General features: G+C 60.8%; 16 protein-coding genes and 1 pseudogene. 11 read left to right on the plus strand and 6 right to left on the minus strand.

The annotated features are described in order from the left end of the window. From ACZM22_RS08495 to ACZM22_RS08515, 5 genes and pseudogenes are all read left to right on the plus strand, one after another. Positions 1 to 486: pseudogene (locus tag ACZM22_RS08495) on the plus strand (lysine 2,3-aminomutase); the annotation flags it as partial. Between the two features lie 15 nt (positions 487 to 501). Further along, positions 502 to 2,061 (plus strand): lysine 5,6-aminomutase subunit alpha, encoded by a 1,560-nt coding sequence (kamD, locus tag ACZM22_RS08500; RefSeq protein WP_484424922.1) that lies wholly within the window; start codon positions 502 to 504, stop codon positions 2,059 to 2,061. Next, positions 2,058 to 2,846, plus strand: a complete 789-nt coding sequence (gene kamE / locus ACZM22_RS08505; protein ID WP_417053877.1) for a lysine 5,6-aminomutase subunit beta — start codon at positions 2,058 to 2,060, stop codon at positions 2,844 to 2,846. Before kamD ends, kamE begins: the two co-directional genes overlap by 4 nt. 271 nt (positions 2,847 to 3,117) lie before the next feature. Beyond that, positions 3,118 to 3,810 carry a CoA transferase subunit A gene (locus ACZM22_RS08510; protein ID WP_484424923.1) on the plus strand — a complete coding sequence of 231 codons (693 nt, stop codon included), beginning with the start codon at positions 3,118 to 3,120 and terminating at the stop codon, positions 3,808 to 3,810. After that, on the plus strand, positions 3,810 to 4,478 hold the full coding sequence (locus tag ACZM22_RS08515) for a 3-oxoacid CoA-transferase subunit B (protein WP_489543750.1): 669 nt from the start codon (positions 3,810 to 3,812) through the stop codon (positions 4,476 to 4,478). Before ACZM22_RS08510 ends, ACZM22_RS08515 begins: the two co-directional genes overlap by 1 nt. Positions 4,479 to 4,593: 115 nt before the next feature. On the opposite strand, the gene ACZM22_RS08520 is transcribed toward ACZM22_RS08515, so the two are convergent. Genes ACZM22_RS08520 through ACZM22_RS08530 form a run of 3 tightly spaced genes read right to left on the minus strand, consistent with a single transcriptional unit; the run spans position 4,594 to position 7,224 of the window. After that, the gene (locus ACZM22_RS08520; protein ID WP_417053874.1) at positions 4,594 to 5,295 is read right to left on the minus strand and encodes a methionine ABC transporter permease; all 702 of its coding nucleotides are present in this window, start codon (positions 5,293 to 5,295) and stop codon (positions 4,594 to 4,596) included. Between the two features lie 2 nt (positions 5,296 to 5,297). Then, the gene (locus ACZM22_RS08525) at positions 5,298 to 6,296 is read right to left on the minus strand and encodes a methionine ABC transporter ATP-binding protein (RefSeq protein WP_489543751.1); all 999 of its coding nucleotides are present in this window, start codon (positions 6,294 to 6,296) and stop codon (positions 5,298 to 5,300) included. Positions 6,297 to 6,318: 22 nt separating this feature from the next. Continuing rightward, complete coding sequence (locus ACZM22_RS08530) at positions 6,319 to 7,224, minus strand: MetQ/NlpA family ABC transporter substrate-binding protein (protein WP_489543752.1); 906 nt, start codon at positions 7,222 to 7,224, stop codon at positions 6,319 to 6,321. On the opposite strand from ACZM22_RS08530, the gene ACZM22_RS08535 reads away from it, so the two are divergent. After that, the gene (locus tag ACZM22_RS08535) at positions 7,223 to 7,603 is read left to right on the plus strand and encodes a hypothetical protein (protein ID WP_489543753.1); all 381 of its coding nucleotides are present in this window, start codon (positions 7,223 to 7,225) and stop codon (positions 7,601 to 7,603) included. The two genes, ACZM22_RS08530 and ACZM22_RS08535, sit on opposite strands and share 2 nt — an antisense overlap. 125 nt (positions 7,604 to 7,728) lie before the next feature. Continuing rightward, complete coding sequence (gene glyA, locus ACZM22_RS08540; protein WP_417053870.1) at positions 7,729 to 8,919, plus strand: serine hydroxymethyltransferase; 1,191 nt, start codon at positions 7,729 to 7,731, stop codon at positions 8,917 to 8,919. Positions 8,920 to 8,986: 67 nt separating this feature from the next. On the opposite strand, the gene ACZM22_RS08545 is transcribed toward glyA, so the two are convergent. Next, the gene (locus ACZM22_RS08545; protein ID WP_489543754.1) at positions 8,987 to 10,240 is read right to left on the minus strand and encodes an MATE family efflux transporter; all 1,254 of its coding nucleotides are present in this window, start codon (positions 10,238 to 10,240) and stop codon (positions 8,987 to 8,989) included. 215 nt (positions 10,241 to 10,455) lie between these two features. On the opposite strand from ACZM22_RS08545, the gene ACZM22_RS08550 reads away from it, so the two are divergent. The 3 genes from ACZM22_RS08550 (at position 10,456) to ACZM22_RS08560 (ending at position 17,064) form a co-directional block, all read left to right on the plus strand. Next, complete coding sequence (locus ACZM22_RS08550) at positions 10,456 to 11,310, plus strand: PhzF family phenazine biosynthesis protein (protein WP_489543755.1); 855 nt, start codon at positions 10,456 to 10,458, stop codon at positions 11,308 to 11,310. A gap of 176 nt (positions 11,311 to 11,486) precedes the next feature. Then, entirely contained in the window at positions 11,487 to 12,323 is an 837-nt protein-coding gene (locus tag ACZM22_RS08555) for a CPBP family intramembrane glutamic endopeptidase (protein WP_489543756.1), read from the plus strand. 193 nt (positions 12,324 to 12,516) lie between these two features. After that, complete coding sequence (locus ACZM22_RS08560; protein ID WP_489543757.1) at positions 12,517 to 17,064, plus strand: leucine-rich repeat protein; 4,548 nt, start codon at positions 12,517 to 12,519, stop codon at positions 17,062 to 17,064. A gap of 68 nt (positions 17,065 to 17,132) precedes the next feature. On the opposite strand, the gene ade is transcribed toward ACZM22_RS08560, so the two are convergent. Together ade and ACZM22_RS08570 are read right to left on the minus strand one after the other, a co-directional pair. After that, positions 17,133 to 18,863 carry an adenine deaminase gene (gene ade / locus ACZM22_RS08565; protein ID WP_489543758.1) on the minus strand — a complete coding sequence of 577 codons (1,731 nt, stop codon included), beginning with the start codon at positions 18,861 to 18,863 and terminating at the stop codon, positions 17,133 to 17,135. A 163-nt stretch (positions 18,864 to 19,026) separates the two neighbouring features. Beyond that, positions 19,027 to 19,587, minus strand: a complete 561-nt coding sequence (locus ACZM22_RS08570) for a phosphoribosyltransferase family protein (protein WP_483268944.1) — start codon at positions 19,585 to 19,587, stop codon at positions 19,027 to 19,029. A 685-nt stretch (positions 19,588 to 20,272) separates the two neighbouring features. Here ACZM22_RS08570 and gdhA point away from each other — a divergent pair. After that, a complete protein-coding gene (gdhA, locus tag ACZM22_RS08575) occupies positions 20,273 to 21,625 on the plus strand; it encodes an NADP-specific glutamate dehydrogenase (RefSeq protein ID WP_483268942.1) in 1,353 nt (450 codons plus the stop codon). The last annotated feature ends 260 nt before the right edge of the window (positions 21,626 to 21,885 follow it).

Below are 21,885 nucleotides of genomic sequence, written 5' to 3' on the forward strand. Positions count from 1 at the left end.
AACCAGTCCGTGCTGCTGGCCGGCGTGAACGATTGCTCTCACGTGATGATGGAGCTGGTTCACGGTCTGGTCAAGATGCGTGTCCGCCCCTACTACATCTACGCCTGCGATCCCTCCCTGGGCCTGAGCCACTTCCGCACTCCCGTGTCCAAGGGCATCGAGATCATGGAAGCTCTGCGCGGCCATACCTCCGGCTACTGCATCCCCACCTTCGTGGTGGACGCCCCCGGCGGCGGCGGCAAGACCCCTGTCATGCCCAACTACCTGATCTCCGAGACTCCCCGCAAGGTCATCCTGCGCAACTTCGAGGGCGTCATCACCTCCTATACCCAGCCCGAACACTACGTGCAGGATTGCCACTGCGATGTCTGCACCGGCAAGAAGAAGGTGGAGAAGACCGGCGTGGCATGGGTCGCCGAGGGCACGAAGCAGCGCTATCTGGAGCCCACCAAGCTGCTGCGTAACGAGCGTCACGTCAAGAAGTAAGAGAGAGGTTTAACTATGGAAAGCAAACTCGGCTTGAATTTTGAGCTGGTCGATCAGGCGCGTGCCTCCGCTGCCAAGGTGGCGGACGATGTGCAGCACTTTATTGACCAGCACACCACCGTCACGGTGGAGCGCGCTGTTTGCCGTCTGCTGGGTATTGATGGGGTCAATGACATGGATGTCCCCCTGCCCAACGTGGTCGTGGATCACCTGATGGCCAACTCCCTGCTGCCCGTTGGCACCGCGTGGGCCATCGGCAACGCCATGGTGGAGACCGGTAAGGATCCCCAGGGCGTGGCGGACGCTGTCAGCAGCGGCGAGTTGGATCTGAGCAAGGTTCCCGCTCACTCCGACGAGGAGATTCGCGCAGCCATCACCCCCGTGGTGAACGCCACCGTGGAGCGCATCAACAAGAACGTTGGCAAGCGCAACGCCTACCTGAAGGAATGGGGCGATAAGGAAGGCCCGTACCTGTATATCATCGTGGCTACCGGCAATATCTACGAGGATATCATTCAGGCCAAGGCCGGTGCCAAGCAGGGCGCCGACATCATCGCCGTTATCCGTACCACCGGCCAGTCCCTGCTGGACTACGTGCCTTACGGCGCTACCACCGAGGGCTTCGGCGGCACCTACGCCACCCAGGAGAACTTCCGCCTCATGCGCGCCGCGCTGGACGAGGTGGGCGAGGAGCAGCACCGTTACATCCGGCTGTGCAACTACTGCTCCGGCCTGTGCATGCCGGAGATCGCCGCCATGGGCGCTCTGGAGCGTCTGGACGTCATGCTGAACGACGCTCTGTACGGCATCCTGTTCCGCGACATCAACATGCAGCGCACCATCGTGGATCAGTACTTCTCCCGCGTCATCAATGGCTACGCCGGCGTCATCATCAACACCGGTGAGGATAACTACCTGACCACTGACGACGCCATTACCGCCGCTCACACCGTGCTGGCCTCCCAGTTCCTGAACGAGGCATTCGCCAGGACCGCCGGCATGCGCGAGGAGCAGATGGGCCTGGGCCACGCCTTCGAGATGGATCCCGCTGTGGAGAACACCTTCCTGTATGAGCTGGCGCAGGCGCAGATGGCCCGCGAGATCTTCCCCAACGCGCCTCTGAAGTACATGCCTCCCACGAAGTTCATGACCGGCAACATCTTCCGCGGCCACATCCAGGATGCCCTGTTCAATATGGTGACCATCCTGACCAACCAGCGGCTGTGCCTGCTGGGCATGATGACCGAGGCCATCCACACCCCGTTCATGTCCGACCGTGCTCTGTCTATCGAGAACGCCCAGTACATCTTCCGTACCATGAAGGATCTGGGCAGCGAGCTGACCTACAAGGAGAACGGCATTATCCGCAACCGTGCCAACGAAGTGCTGACCAAGGCCACCGATCTGCTGAAGGAGATCGAGAAGCTGGGCCTGTTCACCACCATCGAGAAGGGCATCTTCGCCGATGTCAAGCGTCCCAAGGACGGCGGCAAGGGTCTGAACGGCGTTGTGGTCAAGGACGACAAATACTTCAATCCGTTCATTGAGGTCATGAAAGGCAAGGTGGGAGCATGAGCAGCGGACTGTATAATACCCATAAGATCGATTTCGATACCACGCTGGACCTGACCCGCCTGAAGCCCTACGGCGACACCATGAACGACGGTAAGGTGCAGACCAGCTTCACCCTGCCCATCAAGGACGATGAGCGCGGCGAGGAGGCTGCCCGCCAGATCGCCAAGAAGATGGGCCTCGAGGAACCCAACGTGGCGTACCACACCCCGCTGGATAAAGAGTTCACCTTCTACGTGGTCTACGGCAGCTGCGTCCACTCCGTCAACTACGAGGATATCCACGTTATCACCGTGGAATCCGATGTCATGAGCATGGAGGACACCAACGACTACATCCGTGAGCACATCGGCCGCAAGGTCGTGATGGTCGGCGCCTCCACCGGCACCGACGCTCACACTGTTGGTATCGACGCCATCATGAACCGCAAGGGCTTCGCCGGCCACTACGGTCTGGAGCGCTACGAGATGATCGAGGCATACAACCTGGGCTCTCAGGTCCCCAACGAGGAATTCATCAAGAAGGCGCTGGAGCTGCACGCCGATGTGCTGCTGGTCTCCCAGACCGTTACTCAGAAGGACGTTCACATCCAGAACCTGACCAACCTCATCGAGCTGCTGGAGGCCGAGGGCCTGCGCGACAAGTTCGTTGTCTGCTGCGGCGGTCCCCGTATCACCCACGAGCTGGCCAAGGAGCTGGGCTACGATGCCGGCTTCGGCGCCGGCAAGTACGCCGATGACGTGGCTTCCTTCGCCGTGACCGAGATGGTCAAGCGCGGCATGAAATAAGATCCTCAGCAAAGCGGAGAGCCGCCTGTACGACTCTCCGCTTTTCGCGCTGACCCATTTTGCTATCGATTGGCAGAATGCGTCCGGTCCCGCCATGGACCGGCATGGTCAATTTGCGCAGCAATCCCATGTCCATCCCTTGCGTTTTCACGCAAAGGATGGTATGATGCTATTGTTAGAAACGTTGCGAAGCGGGAGTCTTCGTGACCGAATACCGTCTGCGGCGGGAACTGTCCTGACCGCGGGCGGGATAAAACAAGGAGGAACAGAAATGGCAAAGAAACCTGTACTGACTGCCAAAGAGGCAGCGGCAATGATCCCTGATGGCGCCACCATTATGTGCGGCGGATTTCTGGCCTGCGGCCAGGCCCGTGCCATCGTTAAGGAGCTGGTAGCCCGCGGTACCAAGGACCTGACCCTGATCGCTAACGACATGGGCCGCGCCACCGGTCCCAAGGGCGAGGAGTTTTTCGGTATTGCGGAGCTGATCCACAATCATCAGGTCAAGCGCGTCATTGCCACCCACGTGGGAATGACCCCCGAGGTGGGCCAGCAGAACACCGAGGGCACGCTGGAGGTCAACCTGCTGCCTCAGGGCACGCTGGCTGAGTGCATCCGCGCCGGCGGCGCTGGTCTGGGCGGTGTCCTGACCCCCGTGGGCATCGACACCCTGGTGGAGGACAGCCCCTTCTGCCTGGGCCGTCAGACCATCGACGGCAAGGACTACCTGCTGATGCAGCCCATCCACGCTGATTTCGCCCTGCTGGGCGCCTACAAGTGCGATGAGTTCGGCAACTGCTGGTACAAGGGTACCATGCGCAACTTCAACGTTGTCATGGCCACCGCCGCTGACACCGTTATCGCCGAGTGCGAGTACATCGTTCCCGTGGGTGACTTTGAGCCCGAGAACATCCATACCTACGGTATGTGCGTTGACTACATCGTGGAAGGAGACAGAAAGTAATGGAAAAGTCCGAGATCAAAGGCTTTATCGCCAAGCGCTGCGCCAAAGAGCTGAAGGACGGCGACGTCGTGAACCTGGGCATTGGCCTGCCCACCCTGATCCCTAACTATCTGCCCGAGGGCGTTGAGGTGATCATCCACGCTGAGCTGGGTATCGTCTCCGCCGGTGTGGCCCCCAAGGAGGGCGACGCCAATTACGATCCCTATCACGTGGTGGATGCCGGCGGCACCCCCTCCTCCGTAGCTTACGGCGGCGGCTTCATTGATTCTGCCACCAACTTCGGCCTGATCCGCGGCGGCCACGTGGACGCCTGCTTCCTGGGCGCTCTGGAAGTGGACGCCGAGGGCAACCTGGCCAACTGGATCATCCCCGGCAAGAAGATGCCCGGCATGGGCGGCGCGATGGACCTGTGCGTGGGCGCCAAGCACTGCATCGTCTGCATGGAGCACACCGCTAAGGGCAACCCCAAGATCTTCGAGAAGTGCCGTCTGCCCCTGACCGCTTCCCACTGCGTGAACAAGATCATCACCGAGATGTGCGTGCTGGAAGTCACCCCCGAGGGCCTGCTGATGACCGAGATCAACCCCGAGTTCACCGTGGAGCAGGTGAAGGCCGCTACCGCAGCCCCCATCACCGTTTCCGCTGACCTCAAGAGCATGATCGACTGATCTGCCTGCAAAGCAAAAAAGAGACGCCCGCGGGCGTCTCTTTTTTTGACCGGGACAGACCTACCCCGAAAGAGAGCAAAAAGGAAGGACCCGCAAGGGTCCTTCCTTTTTGCTTTCACTTTTTCAGGCGCTTGTCGCACTTCTTGCTGAGCCACGTGCCGATGCTCTGGAACAGCTGCACCAGGATCACCAGGATCACCACGGCCACCAGCATTACCAGGTACTTGTACCGATAGTAGCCATAGTCGATGGCGATCTTGCCCAGACCGCCGCCGCCAATGATACCGCTCATAGCGGAGTAGCCCAGAATGGTAGTCAGCGCGATGGTCACGTTCTGGATCAGAGAGGGTACGCTCTCGGGGATCATTACCTTGCAGATGATCTGCATCGGCGTAGCGCCCATGCTCTGGGCGGCCTCGATGATGTTGCCGTCCACCTCGCGGAGACTGCTCTCCACCAGACGCGCCACAAAGGGGAACGCCGCCGCCACCAGCGGAACGATAGTGGCCGTGGTGCCCACGGCGGTGCCGATGAGCAGACGGGACAGAGGGAATACCATGATCATCAGGATCAGGAACGGGATGGAGCGCAGCAGGTTGATGATGACGTTCAGCACCTGCATCAGCCAGCGGGGGAGGGGCAGCACGCCGTTTTTTTCGCCCACCACCAGCAGCACGCCCAAGGGCAGGCCGATGACCAGCGACAGCGCCGTGCTCACCACGGTGACATAGAACGTCTCCCACACGGCGAGGGGCAGAGAGGGCAGCACGGTCAGCAGGTCCTGCACGGACTTCTGGGAAAACAGATCGCTGTACATACTCACTCCACCTCCTCAACTTCCACGTTGGCTACGTTGTGAATAAAGGACACAGCCTTGTCGAACTGGCTGCTGGGGATGCCCAGCATCATGCTGCCGTAGACCTCCTCGGACAGCTTTTGGGTGCTGGCGGAGATGACGTTGCAGAAGATGTTCTCCTCCGCCGCCAGCCGCGCGATCAAGGGGATGCTGGTGGTCTTGCTGTCCTTGAACACCAGCCGCACCAGCTTCTCCTCCGACGGATCGTACACCTGGGCGTCCGCGCCGCCGGGGAACACCAGCCGACGGCCCGCCGCGGACTTGGGGGCGGCGAACACCGTGCCTACCAATCCGGACTCGGCCACGCGGCCCTCGTCCAGAATGGCCACGTGGCTGCAGATCTCCTTCACCACGCTCATCTGGTGGGTGATGACCACCACCGTGATGTTCAGCTTCTGGTTGATGTCGCGGATCAGCTCCAGGATCTGCCGCGTGGTGTTGGGGTCCAGGGCGCTGGTGGCCTCGTCGCACAGCAGCACCTTGGGATGGGTGGCCAGCGCACGGGCGATGGCCACGCGCTGCTGCTGTCCGCCGGACAGCTGGGCGGGGTAGGAGTCCGCCTTGTCGGGCAGACCCACCAGCTCCAGCAGCTCACGGGCGCGCTGCTCGGCCTCAGCCTTCTTCGCGCCCGCCAGCTCCATGGGAAAGCACACGTTCCGCAGGCAGGTGCGCTGCATCAGCAGGTTGAACCGCTGGAAGATCATGGTGATCTCCCGCCGCGCCGCCCGCAGCTGGGCGGGGGTCATGGTGTCCAGCCGCTGGCCGTTGACGATGATCTCACCGCTGGTAGGCTTCTCCAGCAGGTTGATGCACCGCACCAGCGTACTTTTTCCGGCGCCGGACATACCGATGATGCCGTAAATGTCGCCGTCCTCGATGGTGAGGGAGACGTCCTTGAGAGCGTCTACCCCACCGGCTGTACCGGTATCAAATGTTTTGCTGACATGCTTGAGTTCGATCATGGACGTCTCCCTCCTTTCTTCGTTACTTGGTGGTCAGAGCGTCCAGCGTAGTCTGCTTACCGCCGTACAGGCCCATGGGCTCCACGTGGATGGCAGCGATGGAAGCGATGTGGGTGCCGTTCTGGGTGTTGAAGTCCTCCAGATAGGGCAGGTGCTGGAAGTAGTTGGCGTCCACGGTGCCGTCATCCACGACGGTGTTGGGCACCACATAATCGTTGAAGGACTGGATATCCAGCGTGATCTCCTTGGCAGCCAGGATCTCCTTGGCCACCTCCAGGATCTCGGCGTGAGGTGTGGGGGAGGCGGCGATGGTGATGGTCTGGCCCTTCAGAGCGTCGTAATCCACGGAGGCATCATAGCCGTCGGTGGGGTTCTCCACCACAGACACCACGGAGCCGTTGTAGGTCTCGCTGATGTAGTCGGCCACCTGCTTGCTTTCCAGAGCGGCCTTCAGGGCCAGGATCTTGGGCTCGTTCTCGTTGCCCTCCTTCACCGCCAGAATGTTAGCATAGGCGGAGGCGCTGCCCTCGATGAGCAGGGAGTCATTGACGGGGTTCAGGCCGGCGTTGATGGCGTAGTTGCTGTTGATGACGGCGTAATCCACGTCGGGCAGCAGGTTGGGCAGCTGGGCAGCCTCAGCCTCCACGATCTCCACATTGTACGGATTCTCCACGATGTCGTTCTTGGTGGCGGTGATGCCCACGCCGTCAGCCAGCTTGATGATGCCGTTCTCCTGCAGCAGCAGCAGAGCGCGGGCCTCGTTGGTGGTGTCGTTGGGTACACCGATTTTCACGGTGGTGGCAGCGGTGGCATCATTGTCGCCAGTAGTGTCATTGGTGTTGTCCTTGCTGCCGCAGGCCGCCAGGCTCAGGGCCAGCACCAGGGACAGGGCCAGAGCGGCCAAACGGGTGAAAGTGTTGTGTTTCATGGGTTTATGTCTCCTTTTCAAATGTGTTTTGAAGGAATTGTATGATCTTGCTGACGGCGAGCCGCAGGACTGTGCACGTGCCCAGCTGCCCACCGGAACAAACAAAAAAACAGCGGCAGGTCGATCGACCTTCCGCCGCTTGTTCACACACCGGCTTTTTCAAGCCGACAAACAGTTTTTGGAAAGCAACCGATCATTTTGGGCGCGCAGAAACATGCACATGGACATCATACCCATGCACATCTCGCACATCATCATAGCGGTGCCGCGACGCTTCATGTTGCTTTCCTCCTCACTGTACTTTGCCGAAGCTGGGCGTAGCATACCGCTTTTGGCGGCAAATGTCAACCCCTTTTTTCTCTTTCTGCATTTTTTCTAAAAAAACCCACAAAGGATATAGGCGTTTTCGTGCCATCTGCCATGGAGAGAAGATTTTTCTTGCCAAAACCACAAGATAGTGTATAATAGGAATCACATTACCACAATAGGGAAGGGGAGAGGTCTATGGCGTCCCGCGTATTTGACCTGATCGGTCAGGAGGAACTGCGCCAGGCTACCACGGTGGAGCTCATCGCCAGCGAAAATTTCGTCAGCAGCGATGTGCTCCGCGCGGTGGGCAGCTGCCTGACGAATAAATATTCAGAGGGGTATCCGGCCCACCGGGCCATGGGCAATCAGGGCAGGTACTACGGCGGCTGCCATATCGTGGATGAGCTGGAGGAGTACTGCGTCTCCAAGTGGAAGGAGGTCTTTTCCACCGACTACCACGTCAACGTCCAGCCCCACAGCGGCTCGTCGGCCAATCTGGCGGCCTACATGGCTCTGCTGCAGCCCGGCGACACCGTGCTGTCCATGAGCCTCTCCAACGGCGGTCATCTGACCCACGGCTCGCCGGTGAACTTCTCCGGCAAACTCTACGACCTGCACTTCTACGATGTGGACGATGACGGCTTCATCGACTACGACGGTATGGAGCGCATGGCGCTTGCGCTGCGGCCCAAGCTCATCATCGCCGGCGCGTCGGCGTACAGCCGTACCATCGACTTTGCCCGTTTCGCCGCTGCGGCGCAGGAGGTAGGCGCCTGCTTTATGGTGGACATGGCCCACATTGCGGGGCTTGTGGCGGCAGGGGAACACCCCAGTCCCTTCGGTCTGGCGGATGTCATCACCACCACCACCCACAAGACCCTGCGGGGGCCACGCGGCGGCCTGATCTTCTGCCGTCCGGAGCTGGCCAAGAAGGTGGACAGCGCCGTATTCCCCGGCACGCAGGGCGGCCCGCTGCAGCACGTCATCGCCGGCAAGGCCGTAGCGGCGGAGGAGGCCCTGACGCCGGCCTTCCGCGCCTACGCCCGCAGCGTGGTGGCCAACTGCAGGGCCATGGCGGCGGAGTTCATGGCCATGGGCTACCGCGTGGTCACCGGCGGCACCGATAACCACCTGTTCCTGCTGGACCTGACGGACACCGGTCTCACCGGCAAGGAGGTGCAGGAGGAGCTGGACCGCTGCGGCATCACTCTTAACAAGAACTGCGTCCCCGGAGACCGGCGCTCCCCGTTCCAGACCAGCGGCGTCCGTATCGGCACCGCCGCCATGACCACCAGGGGCTACACGGCGGAGGATTTCTGCCGCATTGCCCGCCGTATCGACGAGGTGATACGGGGCATGATGGCGGAAAAGGCCGCGCAGGCGTAAGGCACACATCCCATAGAGCGCAAAAAGTATCCCACGGCTGTGCCGTGGGATACTTTTTGCATGCTCGTTATGCCGCGGTTTTCCGCAGGAACCGGCGGAGGAACCATACCGCCATCACCGCACACAGCGCCTCGGAGATCACCGGCGCGAACCAGATGCCCGTGCCGCCCACGGCTGCCGCCAATAGCAGCAGCGCACCGGCCTGAAACGCAAGTCCGCGGCCCACGGAGATGGAGATGGCAGCCTTCGGCCGCTCCACCGCCGTCAGGAAGCCGCCCATGAGGATGTTGCTTCCCAGCAGTATGTAGCACAGACCGTACCGCCGCAGCGCACCGGTTGCGCTGCCCAGCAGCTCCGGCTTTTCCGCGCCGAGGAAGATCCCGGCGATCTGGGGGGCAAAGATCATCACACCGGCGAAGATCACCGCCGTCATGATGCCCACCGCCGTAAAACCGTACCGCAGCAGCTTCCTGCAGCCTGCCGCGTCCTCCTTGCCGTAGTGGTAGCTGACCAGCGGCTGGCTGCCCTGGGAGATACCCAGCATGGTGTTGATGATGAGGGTGTTCACATAGGCGATGATGGTGTAGCACACCAGTCCGTCGTCGCCGAGGCACCGGAGGATGACCCGGTTGAACAGGAAGATCATCACGCCGTTGCACAGCTCCGTCACGCCGTCGGCAAAGCCCAGCGGGATCAGACGCTTGTAGATGCTCCAGTCCATCCTGAACTTTACGAAGTGGAACGTGTTGTGTTCGCCCAGAAAGTGGCGCAGATAGATGATACACGTCAGAAGCTGGGAAAGGCCCGTGGCGAAGGCCGCGCCCCAAACGCCCCAGTCCAGAACGAAGATGGCCACGTAGTCCAGCACACAGTTGGCCAGACAGCCGGTGATGACCGTCAGAATGGCCAGACGGGGAAAGCCGTCGGTCTTGATCAGCACCTCCATGTTATAGGAGACGATGAAGCACACGGCGAAGGGCGCAAGGCCCTTGAGATAATCGATAGTATATTGATACGTTACGCCCTTTGCGCCCAGCAGTACGGCGAACGGCTCCAGAAATACGAAGACGAGGACAGTGATGGTCAGGCCGATACAGGTCAGCAGCACGATGTTCTGGGAGAACAGGCCATTGGCCTTCTCGCCCTGGTTTTGTCCCAGATAGATAGCGATGATGGTGCTGGTGCCGACGGCGAAGATGACGCCGATGGAGAACAGCACGTTGGTGAACGGCACCGCCAGATTTACCGCCGCCATGGCGTATTCGCCTACGCCCTTGGCCACCATCAGCCCGTCTACGATGGAATACAGGCTGAAAACCATGAGGGATGCCACCGTAGCGGCTGCGAAATGCAGGAATTGCGATAACAGACTGCGCTCATTGAGCATTTTGGATGAGGTTCCTTTCTTTTTTGATTTCCGTTTCGGATATATAATTCTATTCTAACGAAAAAAAGTCGTTCTGTCAAATACTCTTGTCATGAATGGCAAGACAGTTTATAATTATCTTGATTAAAAAATCTGTGGGGGTATTTTTTATGGAAGCCTATGTCATGGACGCTTTTTCCGCCCGCCTGTTCGGCGGCAATCAGGCCGGCGTGGTGCTGCCGGACCGCCCGCTGACCGACGCGGAGATGCAGCAGATCGCCGCCGAGTTCAAGCACTCCGAGACCGCTTTCGTCACCCGAAGCCCCGATGGCAGCGTGATCCTGCGCTACTTCACACCGGCGGGGGAGGTGGAGCTCTGCGGCCACGCCACCATCGCCTCCTTCGCGCTGCTGCGGGCGCTGGGGCGCATCGGTGACGGCGATATCACCGCCCACACCAAGGCCGCGGATCTGACCATCGGCGTTCGGGGCGATACGGTGTGGATGGATATGGCGCCGCCCCACTGGATACGGGAACTGACGGAGCCGGAGCTGCCGGAGCTGTACGAAGCCTACGGCCTGACTCCGGCGGATCGCCCCGACAGCCTGCTGCCCGCCATCGTGTCCACTGGCTTGGCCGACATCATGATGCCCGTCCGCGACCGCGATACGCTGCTGCGCGCCGTCCAGAATGAACCGGCGGTGACGGCGCTCTCCAGACGCTATGATGTCACCGGCGTCCACATGTTCTGCCTCGGCGACGGCTGCACCGCCTATTGCAGCAACTACGCGCCGCTGTATGACATTCCCGAGGAGTGCGCCACCGGCACCAGCAACGGCGCATTGACCTACTACCTCTACCGCCACGGTATGGTGCAGCCGGAGCAGGAGAACGTATTTTTGCAGGGCGAGCATATGTACCGTCCCTCGGAGATCCGCAGCCGCCTGTATGCAGACGGCGATACCGTCACCGTCCGCGTGGGCGGACGTGCTGTCATGAGTATGTCCTGCGACATCAAGCTGTAAAAACAGGGGAGCGGCACACGGGCCGCTCCCCTGTTTTCTATCCCTGACAACCTGAAGTTGCGCCGCTTTGGCCAAAAAACCACCAACGCAACGCAGAGTTGCTGGACACCAACCGCCGCGCCCTGCTATACTGACCCTGACCGTACCCGGACCTGATCTGTGAGAAAGGAGACTGTATGGAACACCGACACCCCTATACCGCCAGAGGCGTGCTGACCGCGCTGGGGAAATCTGCGTTGTACGTGCTGTTCTTTTTGGGAGTGCAGCTGTTGACCGGCGCGATCTACGCCGCCATCGCCATCGCCGGCTCCGCGCTGCGTCCCGGCGGCTTCGATCCCCAGAGCATCCTGGACGGCGCGGACACCGCCACGCTGCTGGCCGATTTCTTCATCGCGGCGGGACTGCTGCTGTGGTTCAAAATACGCCAGACGCCGCTGTCAGAGGCCGTGTGCCTGCGCCGCTGCTCCGGTTGGACTGCCGGCTTCTGTTCCTTTGCCGGCATCGTGCTGTACGTCCTGACGGATCTGGCGCTGTCCCTCCTGCCGGAGGCGTGGATGGCTGCGTACAACGCGGATATGTCCGTCCTGACCTCCACCGGCCTGAACACGTTCCTGACCATGGCGGTGCTGGGCCCGCTGGCGGAGGAACTGACGTTCCGCGGCGTCATCCAGACCCGTCTGGAGCGTGCCATGCCGCCCTGGCTGGCTCTGGTATTACAGGCCGCCATCTTCGGCCTGGTCCATGGGACGCCCATCCAGATGGTCTACGCCTTCCTGATGGGTCTGGCCTTCGGCTTCCTCCGCCGCTGCACCGGCAGCATCCTGCCCGGCTTCGCCGCCCATGCCGCCTTCAACGCCATGAACGATCCGCTGGGACTGTTCAGCGGCACCGGCGGCGTCGGAGCCGCGCTGGCCGCCATGGCGGCGGTGGGCGTGGCGGGCTGCGTGGTGTGCCGCAAGGGCCTGTCGGACTTCGCGCCCCAGGACCCCGACCGCCGCGGCCCCATCCTGTGACCGCCCACATACGCAAAAAAGAGAACGGTTTCCGCCGTTCTCTTTATTTATGCGATTTTTCCGTTTTTGCAAAAAAAAACCCTCGATACTATGCAGCCAGCTTATTGAAATCACACAAAAACAGGTGTATTCTATCGTTGTAATGACCTGCCGGCACATACCGGCGGAGATCATAAAGAAAAGGGGAGTTTCTGTGAAAAAACGTATCCTATCCATCCTGTTGGCGGTTCTCATGCTGCTCAGCGCCCTTCCGCTGGGCATGGTGGACACCGCCTACGCCGCCGCGCTGGCCAGCGGCAAGTGCGGCGACAGCGCCACCTGGACGCTGGACAGCACCGGCACCCTGACCATCAGCGGCACCGGCGCCACGTATAACTACGACATGGATGACGACGGCAACAGTGCCGCGCCATGGTGTACCAAGGCCCGCATCCAGCGCGTCAACAAGGTCGTGGTGAACAGCGGCATTACGGAGCTGGGCTATTCCATGTTCTCCAACTGCACCCAGCTGACCTCCGTCTCGCTGCCCAGCGGCCTGAAGCGCATCGGCTCCTGCCTGTTTCTGGGCTGCATCAGACTGAGCGCCATCACCATCCCCAGCAGCGTTACCACCATCGAGTCCAACGCCTTCACCCACTGTGACAGCATCGCCGCGATCACGCTGCCCAGCGGCCTGCGGACTATGGGCGATGCCGTCTGCAGCCAGATGGCCAAGCTGACCACCGCCACGGTGTCCGGCGGCGTCACCTATCTGAGCAATTACGCCTTCAATGACTGCCCCAGCCTGAAAACCATCACCCTGCCCAACACGGTGAAATCCATCGGCATCTGCGCCTTCCGCTATGACACTGCGCTGAAGGATGTCTACTTCAACGGCTCCGTGACCCAGTGGACCTCCATCCAGATCGCCGGCGAGGGGAACAGCGCTCTGTATAACGCGGATGTCCACTGCACCGGCCTGTCCGCCCCCACCGTCACCGGCGGCAACGATGCGCAGGGCCGCCCGACCCTGAAATGGAACGCCGTCACCGGTGCGGCCAAATACGAGGTGTACCGTGCCCGCAGCATGGACGGCGACTACATCAAGTACAGCACCGTCACCAGCACCAGCTACACCAACATCAGCTACATCGAAAACGGGAACACCTATTACTACAAGGTCCGCGCTCTGGATGCCAACGGCACGGCGGGCGCGTGGAGCAGCATCGTGTCCGTGACCTACCGCGCCGCTTCGACAGGCACTCTGTCCGCCCCCGCCGTCACCGGCGGCAACGATGCGCAGGGCCGTCCGACCCTGAAATGGAACGCCGTGTCCGGTGCGGCCAAGTACGAGGTGTACCGCGCCCGCAGCAAGGACGGCGATTACATCAAGTATTCTACCGTCACCGGCACCAGCTACACCAACATCAGCTACATCGAAAACGGCAATACCTACTACTACAAGGTGCGCGCTCTGAAATCCGATGGCACGGCAGGCGCGTGGAGCAGCATCGTGTCCGTGACCTACCGCGCCGCCTCGACAGGCACACTGTCCGCTCCCACCGTCACCGGCGGCAACGACAGTCAGGGCCGTCCTACCCTGAAATGGAACGCCGTTTCCGGCGCGGCCAAATACGAGGTGTACCGCGCCCGCAGCAAGGACGGCGATTACATCAAGTATTCCACCGTCACCGGCACCAGCTACACTAACATCAGCTACATCGAAAACGGGAACACCTATTACTACAAGGTGCGCGCTCTGGATGCCAACGGCACGGCGGGCGCATGGAGCAGCATCGTGTCCGTGACCTACCGCGCCGCCTCGACAGGCACACTGTCCGCGCCCACCGTCACCGGCGGCAATGACGCGCAGGGCCGTCCGACCCTGAAATGGAACGTCGTCTCCGGCGCGGCCAAGTACGAGGTGTACCGCGCCCGCAGCCGCAGTGGCGACTACATCAAGTACAGCACCGTCACCGGCACGTCCTACACCAACATCAGCTACATCGAAAACGGCAATACCTACTACTACAAGGTGCGCGCTCTGGATGCCAACGGCACGGCAGGTGCGTGGAGCAGCATTGTGTCCGTGACCTATAAGCAGACTCTGTCTGCCCCCACCGTCACCGGCGGCAACGACAGTCAGGGCCGTCCCACGCTGAAATGGAAAGCCGTCTCCGGCGCGGCCAAGTACGAGGTGTACCGCTCTTACAGCCGTGACGGCAGCTACAGCAAGTACAGCACCCAGACTTCGACCGCCTATACCAACAGCTCCTACCTCACCAGCGGCACCACGTACTATTACAAGGTCCGCGCGCTGGACGCCAATGGTAACGCCGGCCCGTACAGCGCGGCGGTATCCGTCACCTGCCGCCTGAAGCTGACAGCCCCCACCGTCACCGGCGGCAACGATGCGCAGGGCCGTCCGACCCTGAAATGGAATGCCGTCGCCGGCGCGGCCAAGTACGAGGTCTACCGCGCCCGCAGCATGAACGGCGACTACATCAAGTATTCCACCGTCACCGGTACCAGCTACACCAACATCAGCTACATCGAAAACGGCAATACCTACTATTACAAGGTGCGCGCCCTGAAATCCGATGGCACGGCGGGCGCATGGAGCAGCATCGTGTCCGTGACCTACCGAAAGCCTGCCGCCGCTACGGTGGCCAGCGGCAAGTGCGGCGACAGCGCCAAGTGGACGCTGGACGCCGCCGGCACCCTGACCATCAGCGGCACCGGTGCGACCTATGACTTCTTCAACGATTATAACTGCACCGCTCCCTGGTATGACGCCGAGCTGCGTCTCCAGATCAAGAAGGCCGTGGTGAACAAGGGCATCACCTACGTTGGAACTTGGGCGTTTAGAGACTGCGCTGAGCTGACCTCTGTCTCCCTGCCCGCGGGGCTGGAGGAAATGGGCAGCAGCGTGTTCATGGACTGCACCAGCCTGACCTCCGTCACCATCCCCGACGGCGTGACATTTATTAGCGGTGATTTCTTCCGGGGCTGCACGTCCCTGAAGTCCGTCACCCTGCCGGACAGCCTGCGGGAGACCGGCGGCTGCACCTTCATGTACTGTACCAGCCTGACCAGCGTCCGTCTGCCCGCCACCCTCCTCAGCATTTCCTGGCAAATGTTCAAGGACTGCAAGAGCCTGACGTCCCTCACCATCCCCCGCTCCGTGGTAGATGTTAAGCAGGACGCCTTTTCCGGCTGTACCGCTTTGAAAAACGTGACCTATACCGGAACCACCGCCGATTGGAAGGCCCTGACGATCTACTCCGGCAACGAGGCGCTGACTCGCGCCAACGTCAGATGCACCGGCAGCACCGTCCTCACCGCACCCACCCTGACCCTCAGCGTCAGCAAGAAGGGCCAGCCCACCCTGAAGTGGAGCGCCGTCAGCGGCGCCGCCGGCTACCAGATCTGGTGTAGCTATGACAGCGGAGATGGGACCGGCCCGTGGTACCACTGGCTCACCAATCTGGACAAGGGAACTGCCTCCTTCACCGATGACCGGGAGCTGAAGAAGGGCCAGACCTACACCTACAAGGTCCGCGCCGTTACGTCAAGCGGCGCTGTGGGCTCCTTCAGCAAAGAGGTGACCTTCACCTATAACCCCGCCGCATCTCTGGCCGCACCCACCGTCACTGCCGGCCTTGACGATCAGGGCTATCCCGCCCTGACCTGGCCTGCCGTGCCTGATGCGGCCCGGTATGAGGTCTATCGCGCTGCCAGCGAGGTAACGCTGGGTGACAGCCTGTTCCAGGAGTGCGAGAATCTGACGGACGTGACCCTGCCTGCCGACCTGACGGTCATCGGCCCCAGCATGTTCGAAAATTGCGGCAGCCTGAAGAACGTGACCATTCCCTCTGGTGTGACCCACATCGGGAACGCCGCCTTCGCCGCGTGTGAAGCGCTGCCGGAGATACGGCTCCCCGACGGCATGGAGGCACTGGGCTCCGAGGCGTTTGTGGGCTGCCGTGCCGTGACCAAGGTCTATATCCCCCGCAGCCTTACCAGCATCGGAGAGGCCGCGTTCCGAATCTGCGAGGGCCTGACCGACGTGTACTACGGCGGTACGGCGGCGGAGTGGGCGGCCATCTCCGTGGCTGACCGCAACGACCCGTTGCTGAACGCGGCGCTCCACTGCACCGGCCAGTCCGCAAGCCGGCTGGATGTGCCCGCCATGACGCTGGGCGAGGATTGCAGCGACGGCAAGCCCACCGTCTGGTGGCCCGCCGTCACCGGCGCGGAGCGCTACGAGATCTGGCGCGCACAGGCCGCCTCCGACGGCAGCGCCCCTGCCGCTTCCGCCTATACCCTCATCGTGTCGGCGGACGTCACGTTCCACAAGGACACCACCGCCGAGGCCGACACCTGGTATTACTATAAGGTACGCGCCGTCAGCGGCAGCACGTACAGCGACTTCAGTCAGGCGGCCCGCCGGTACTGCGAGGCGCCTCCCACCATGGACACGCCGGAGATCACGTCTCTGGAGCTGGATGACAGCGGCAAGCCGGTGCTGACCTGGCGCACCGTGGAGGGTGCTGCCCGCTATCAGGTGTTCCGCTCGGAGGATGACGGCTTCTCCTACTCTCCCATGGGCACGGTGCTTCCCACCGGCTCCGACACCATCACCTGGACGGACACCACCGCTGTCAGCGGCACCGGCTATTACTACGGCGTTGGCTGCTATGATGACAACGGCCATTACAGCAGCTTTGGCGGCGGTGAGTGGTGGGTTACCGCCCGCTGACCCAAGCCCCGCATACGCAAAAGGAGAACGGCCGAAGCCGTTCTCCTTTTGCGTATGCTTTCTTTTTTTTACACGTACCGCTGGGAGCCCACATCGAACACGCCGCGGGTGGTGATGCGCAGCGTGGGGATCACCGGCAGCGCCATGAAGCTCAGGGTCATGAACGGGTCGATGCCCTCGGACACGCCCAGCGCGTAGGCGGCGGCCTTGGCGGCCTCCAGATCGCGGTTCACGTTGACCAGGCTGTCATCGGACATGATGCCTGCGATGGCCAGCAGCACATCGCTCCTCACCTGACCGTCCTCCACCACGGTGATGCCGCCGTGGTTCTGCACGATGTGGTTGGCGGCGAAGGCCATGTCCTCCTCGTTGGTGCCCACCACGATGATGTTATGGCTGTCGTGGCTGATGCTGGTGGCCACCGCACCCTTCTTCAGACCGTAGCCCTTGATGTAGCCCAGACCGATGTGGTGGGTGTTCTTATGCCGCTCGATCACGGCGATCTTCAGAATGTCGTAATCCACGTCGATGCGGTCGGTGTAGCCGCCGTCGGTGGTGGTGATCTCGCCGCTGACCATGCCAATGACGGCGTGGGGGCGGCTGTCGGTGAAGTCCGCCGCAGTCAGCGGGGCCACATGGAACGTGTCATGGGCGTGCTTCACCAGATACGGGTCGATCTCCGGCGTGGGGAACTCCTTCAGCACGCCGTCGCTGTACATCAGCTCGCCCTTCTTGAACACCTTCTCAATGTTGAAGTGCTCGAAGCTGTCGATGACAACGAAGTCCCCCAGATAGCCGGGGGCGATAGCGCCCCGGTTGTTCAGCAGGAAGTACCGCGCCGCGTTGTGGCAGGCGGCCTTGATGGCGGTGATGGGGTCGGCGCCCAGTGCGATGGCCTTCTTGACGATGTAGTCGATATGCCCCTTTTCCAGCAGGTCGTTGGGGTGCTTGTCATCGGTGCAGAACATGCACCGCTCCACGTACTTGTCACACAGCAGGGGGACCAGCGCCTCCAGATTGCGGGCGGCGGTGCCCTCGCGGATCATGATGAACTGTCCCCGCTCCAGCTTGGCGATGGCGTCGGCCAGATCGTGGCACTCGTGGTCGGAGTACACGCCTGCTGCGATATAGGCGTTAAGGTCGTTGCCCTTCAGATCGGGGGCGTGACCATCGATCTTCTTGTGGTGGGCCTGACTGGCCACGATCTTCTCTACCACCTGGGGGTCGCCGTTGATGGTGCCTACGAAGTTCATCATCTCCGCCAGACCCTGCACCCGGGGATGGTCGTAGAAGGAGTCAATGGCACGGTAGTCCAGGTTGGCGCCGGACTCATCCAGCGGCGTGGCCGGCACGCAGGAGGGCAGCATGAACCGCACATCCACCGGCAGATCCTCCGTGGCCTGAAGCATGTACTCGATGCCGTCGGTGCCCATGACGTTGGTGATCTCGTGGGGGTCTGTGATGACCGTGGTGGTGCCGTGAGGCAGCACAGCCTTGGCAAACTCCGTGGGACTCACCAGCGAACTCTCCAGATGGATGTGGGCATCCACGAACCCCGGCAGCACGATCTTGCCGGAGACATCCACCTCCACCGCACCGCTGTATTCGCCCATGCCCACGATAAGGCCCTCCGCCACGGCGATATCCCCGTGACACAGCTCATTGGAAAACACGTTGACATAGGTGGCGTTCTTCAGCACCAGATCCGCCGGCTCCCGCCCGGCGGCCACGGCGATGACCCGCAGCTTCTTGTTGAGCTTGCGGTTGATTTTCCCGGCGTAGCTTTCCTTGACAGACATATGCAATAGACTCCTTTCCCGGTGCGGCCCTCCAAAGCCATTAGTTTTGTTAATTCTAAATATTACCACAGCTTATAAAGATTGTCCAGCCCCTCTGCTATAAAAAACGTGTGGCAGCCTGCGGGCTGCCACACGTTTTACTTATGTATGCGTTCTTAACGCTTTACTTCACGCTGCCGTCGGCATTGAACACCGGAAGGGGAGCCAGAAACTTGATGTCCTTGCGCGCCGCGGCATCGCCCTCGGCCAGCACGGACACGCGGCCGGCCACAATGCCGCCCGCCAGCTTCACCAGCTCCTCCATGGCGTGGATAGAGCCGCCGGTGGAGATGACATCGTCCATCAGCAGGATGCGCTTGCCGCGGATCATGTCGGCGTCGTCGCGGCCCAGATAGAGCTTCTGTACGCCGGCGGTGGTGATGGACTTATCCTCCACGTGGATGGGATCAGGCATGTATGCCTTGGGACCCTTGCGGGCGATGAAGTACTTGGCGGCGCCGCTCTGGCGGGCCATTTCGTGGATGAGGGGGATGGACTTGGCCTCGGCGGTCAGCATGTAGTCGTAGCTGTCCTGGTCCACCAGCTTCAGCATTTCCCGGGCGCAGGCCACCGTCAGCTCTGCATCGCCGAAACAGATAAAAGCGCCGATATACAGGTCGTCCGTGACCTTACAGATGGGCAGATCGCGCTGCAGACCGGCCACGGTGATGGGATAAACAGGCATGATTCAAAACTCCTTTTCAGGCGCGGCCGCCATATGGCCGTCTGCCGTCATAGTATGGTCGCACTGCACGAAACAGCAGCAAACCATCGATCAACAAGGGCAAACAGGACTGTCAGCGCGTCTTTCCGGCGCTTTTTGCCCTTTTCGCCTTGGCCTGCGTCAGCAAACCTGCACCTCAAAAGCCAAAAAACACCTGAAAATCCATCACTGACAGGTGCAAAGCAGCTTTGCCGGAGCAGAAGCGTGCCCGGGCGGGGAAAGACCGGAGGAGGGTACTTGCTGCATCCCCGAGAGTCTTGCCGCTGTATGGGCGTATCGCTGCCCGTCAAAGCCGTGCTTGTCTTTGTCGATCGACAGTGTACATTATATTAGCAGCCCGAAAAAAAGTCAAGATTCCGCCGCAATTTTACACGGAAAAGCGGTCATGCTTTGAAGTACGAAAGCACCGGCTGTTTTGTGAAAAATATATCAAATAAGCCGCCGCAGAGTGACGGATTTTGGCTGTGAGTCATTCAACAATATGCACAAAAAAAGCAGGTTTTTTTTTACGGCCCGAAAGGGAGAATTTGGCTGAACACCCCTTGAGAAAAAGGAAAATCGGTGTTATCATCGGGGCAGATGGAGGCGTGGAACACTGCGCCGACATGATTCCGAACGGAACACTTATTTGAGGAGGAATTTAGCTGTGAATAAGTATTTGGCGGACGTTCTGGAGAGCGTCAGAACCAAGCATGGCAACGAGCCTGAGTTCGTACAGACGGTTGAGGAGGTCCTGTCCTCTCTGGAGCCTGTGATCGAGAAGCACCCCGAGTATGAGAAGGTGGACCTGCTGGGCCGCATGGTGGAGCCCGAGCGTATGTTCACATTCCGCGTGGTGTGGTGCGATGATGCCGGCCAGTGGCACACCAACCGCGGCTGGCGCTGCCAGTTCAACGGCGCTATCGGCCCCTACAAGGGCGGCCTGCGTTTCCAGAAGAACGTGTACGAGGGTATCATCAAGTTCCTGGGCTTCGAGCAGACCTTCAAGAACAGCCTGACCGGCCTGCCCATCGGCGGCGCCAAGGGCGGTTCCGACTTTGATCCCGCCGGCAAGTCCGATGCCGAGGTCATGCGTTTCTGCCAGAGCTTTATGACCGCTCTGTACCGCTACATCGGGCCCGACATCGACGTCCCCGCCGGTGATATGGGCGTGGGCGGCCGCGAGATCGGCTATCTGTACGGCCAGTACCGCCGCCTGAAGGGCGTGTGGGAGAACGGCGTGCTCACCGGCAAGGGCCTGAGCTACGGCGGTTCCCTGATCCGTCCCGAGGCCACCGGCTACGGCGCCATGTACTATCTGCAGGAAGTGCTGAAGCACGAGAATGACACCATCGAGGGCAAGAAGATCGCTATCTCCGGCTACGGCAACGTGGGCTGGGGCATCATGAAGAAGGCATCCCAGCTGGGCGCCAAGGTCACCTATTTCGCCGGCCCCGACGGCTACGTTCACGATCCCGACGGCGTTATCACCGACGAGAAGCTGAACTTCATCCTGGAGATGCGCGCCAAGGATCCCATGCACTGCAAGCCCTATGCTGACAAGTTTGGCTGCGAGTTCGTTGCCGGCGAGAAGTGCTGGGGCGTCAAGGATGTTGACGTGTATATGCCCGCCGCCATGCAGAACGATGTCAAGATGGAGTCCGCTGAGAAGATCGCTGCTTCCGGCGTGAAGTACTACATCGAGGTCGCCAATATGCCCACCACCAACGATGCTCTGAACTTCCTGCGTGCGCAGAAGCACATGATCGTTGCTCCCTCCAAGGCTGTTAACGCCGGCGGCGTGGGCGTCTCCGCTCTGGAGATGGCGCAGAACTCCGAGCGTCTGGTCTGGACCGCTGAGGAAGTCGACCATCAGCTGCACAAGATGATGGAGAACATCCACAAGGTGTCCGCCGAGGCCGCCGAGGAGTACGGTCTGGGTTACGATCTGGTGGCTGGCGCCAACATTGCCGGCTTCAAGAAGGTCGCCGAGGCGATGATGGAGCAGGGCTGCTTCTAAGCCGAACGTTTCATCCGGTACGAAAAGTACATAAGAGTACCCAAGTACACCAAAAGGGACCGCTTTTGCGGTCCCTTTTTTATGATTTGCTGAAGTTTTTGCCGAAGCGGTTGACATTTTTTTCAAAAACGGCTTATACTATATCGGACTGTATCAGACGGATTTTCGGTTTTGGGCTGGGCCGCTTTTGAGAGCAGTACAGTATCGAGATTGGAAAAGAATGGAATTTACGGCAAAGCGGGGGATGGGCGATACCACAG

Source organism: Vescimonas sp. (genome assembly GCF_057856985.1).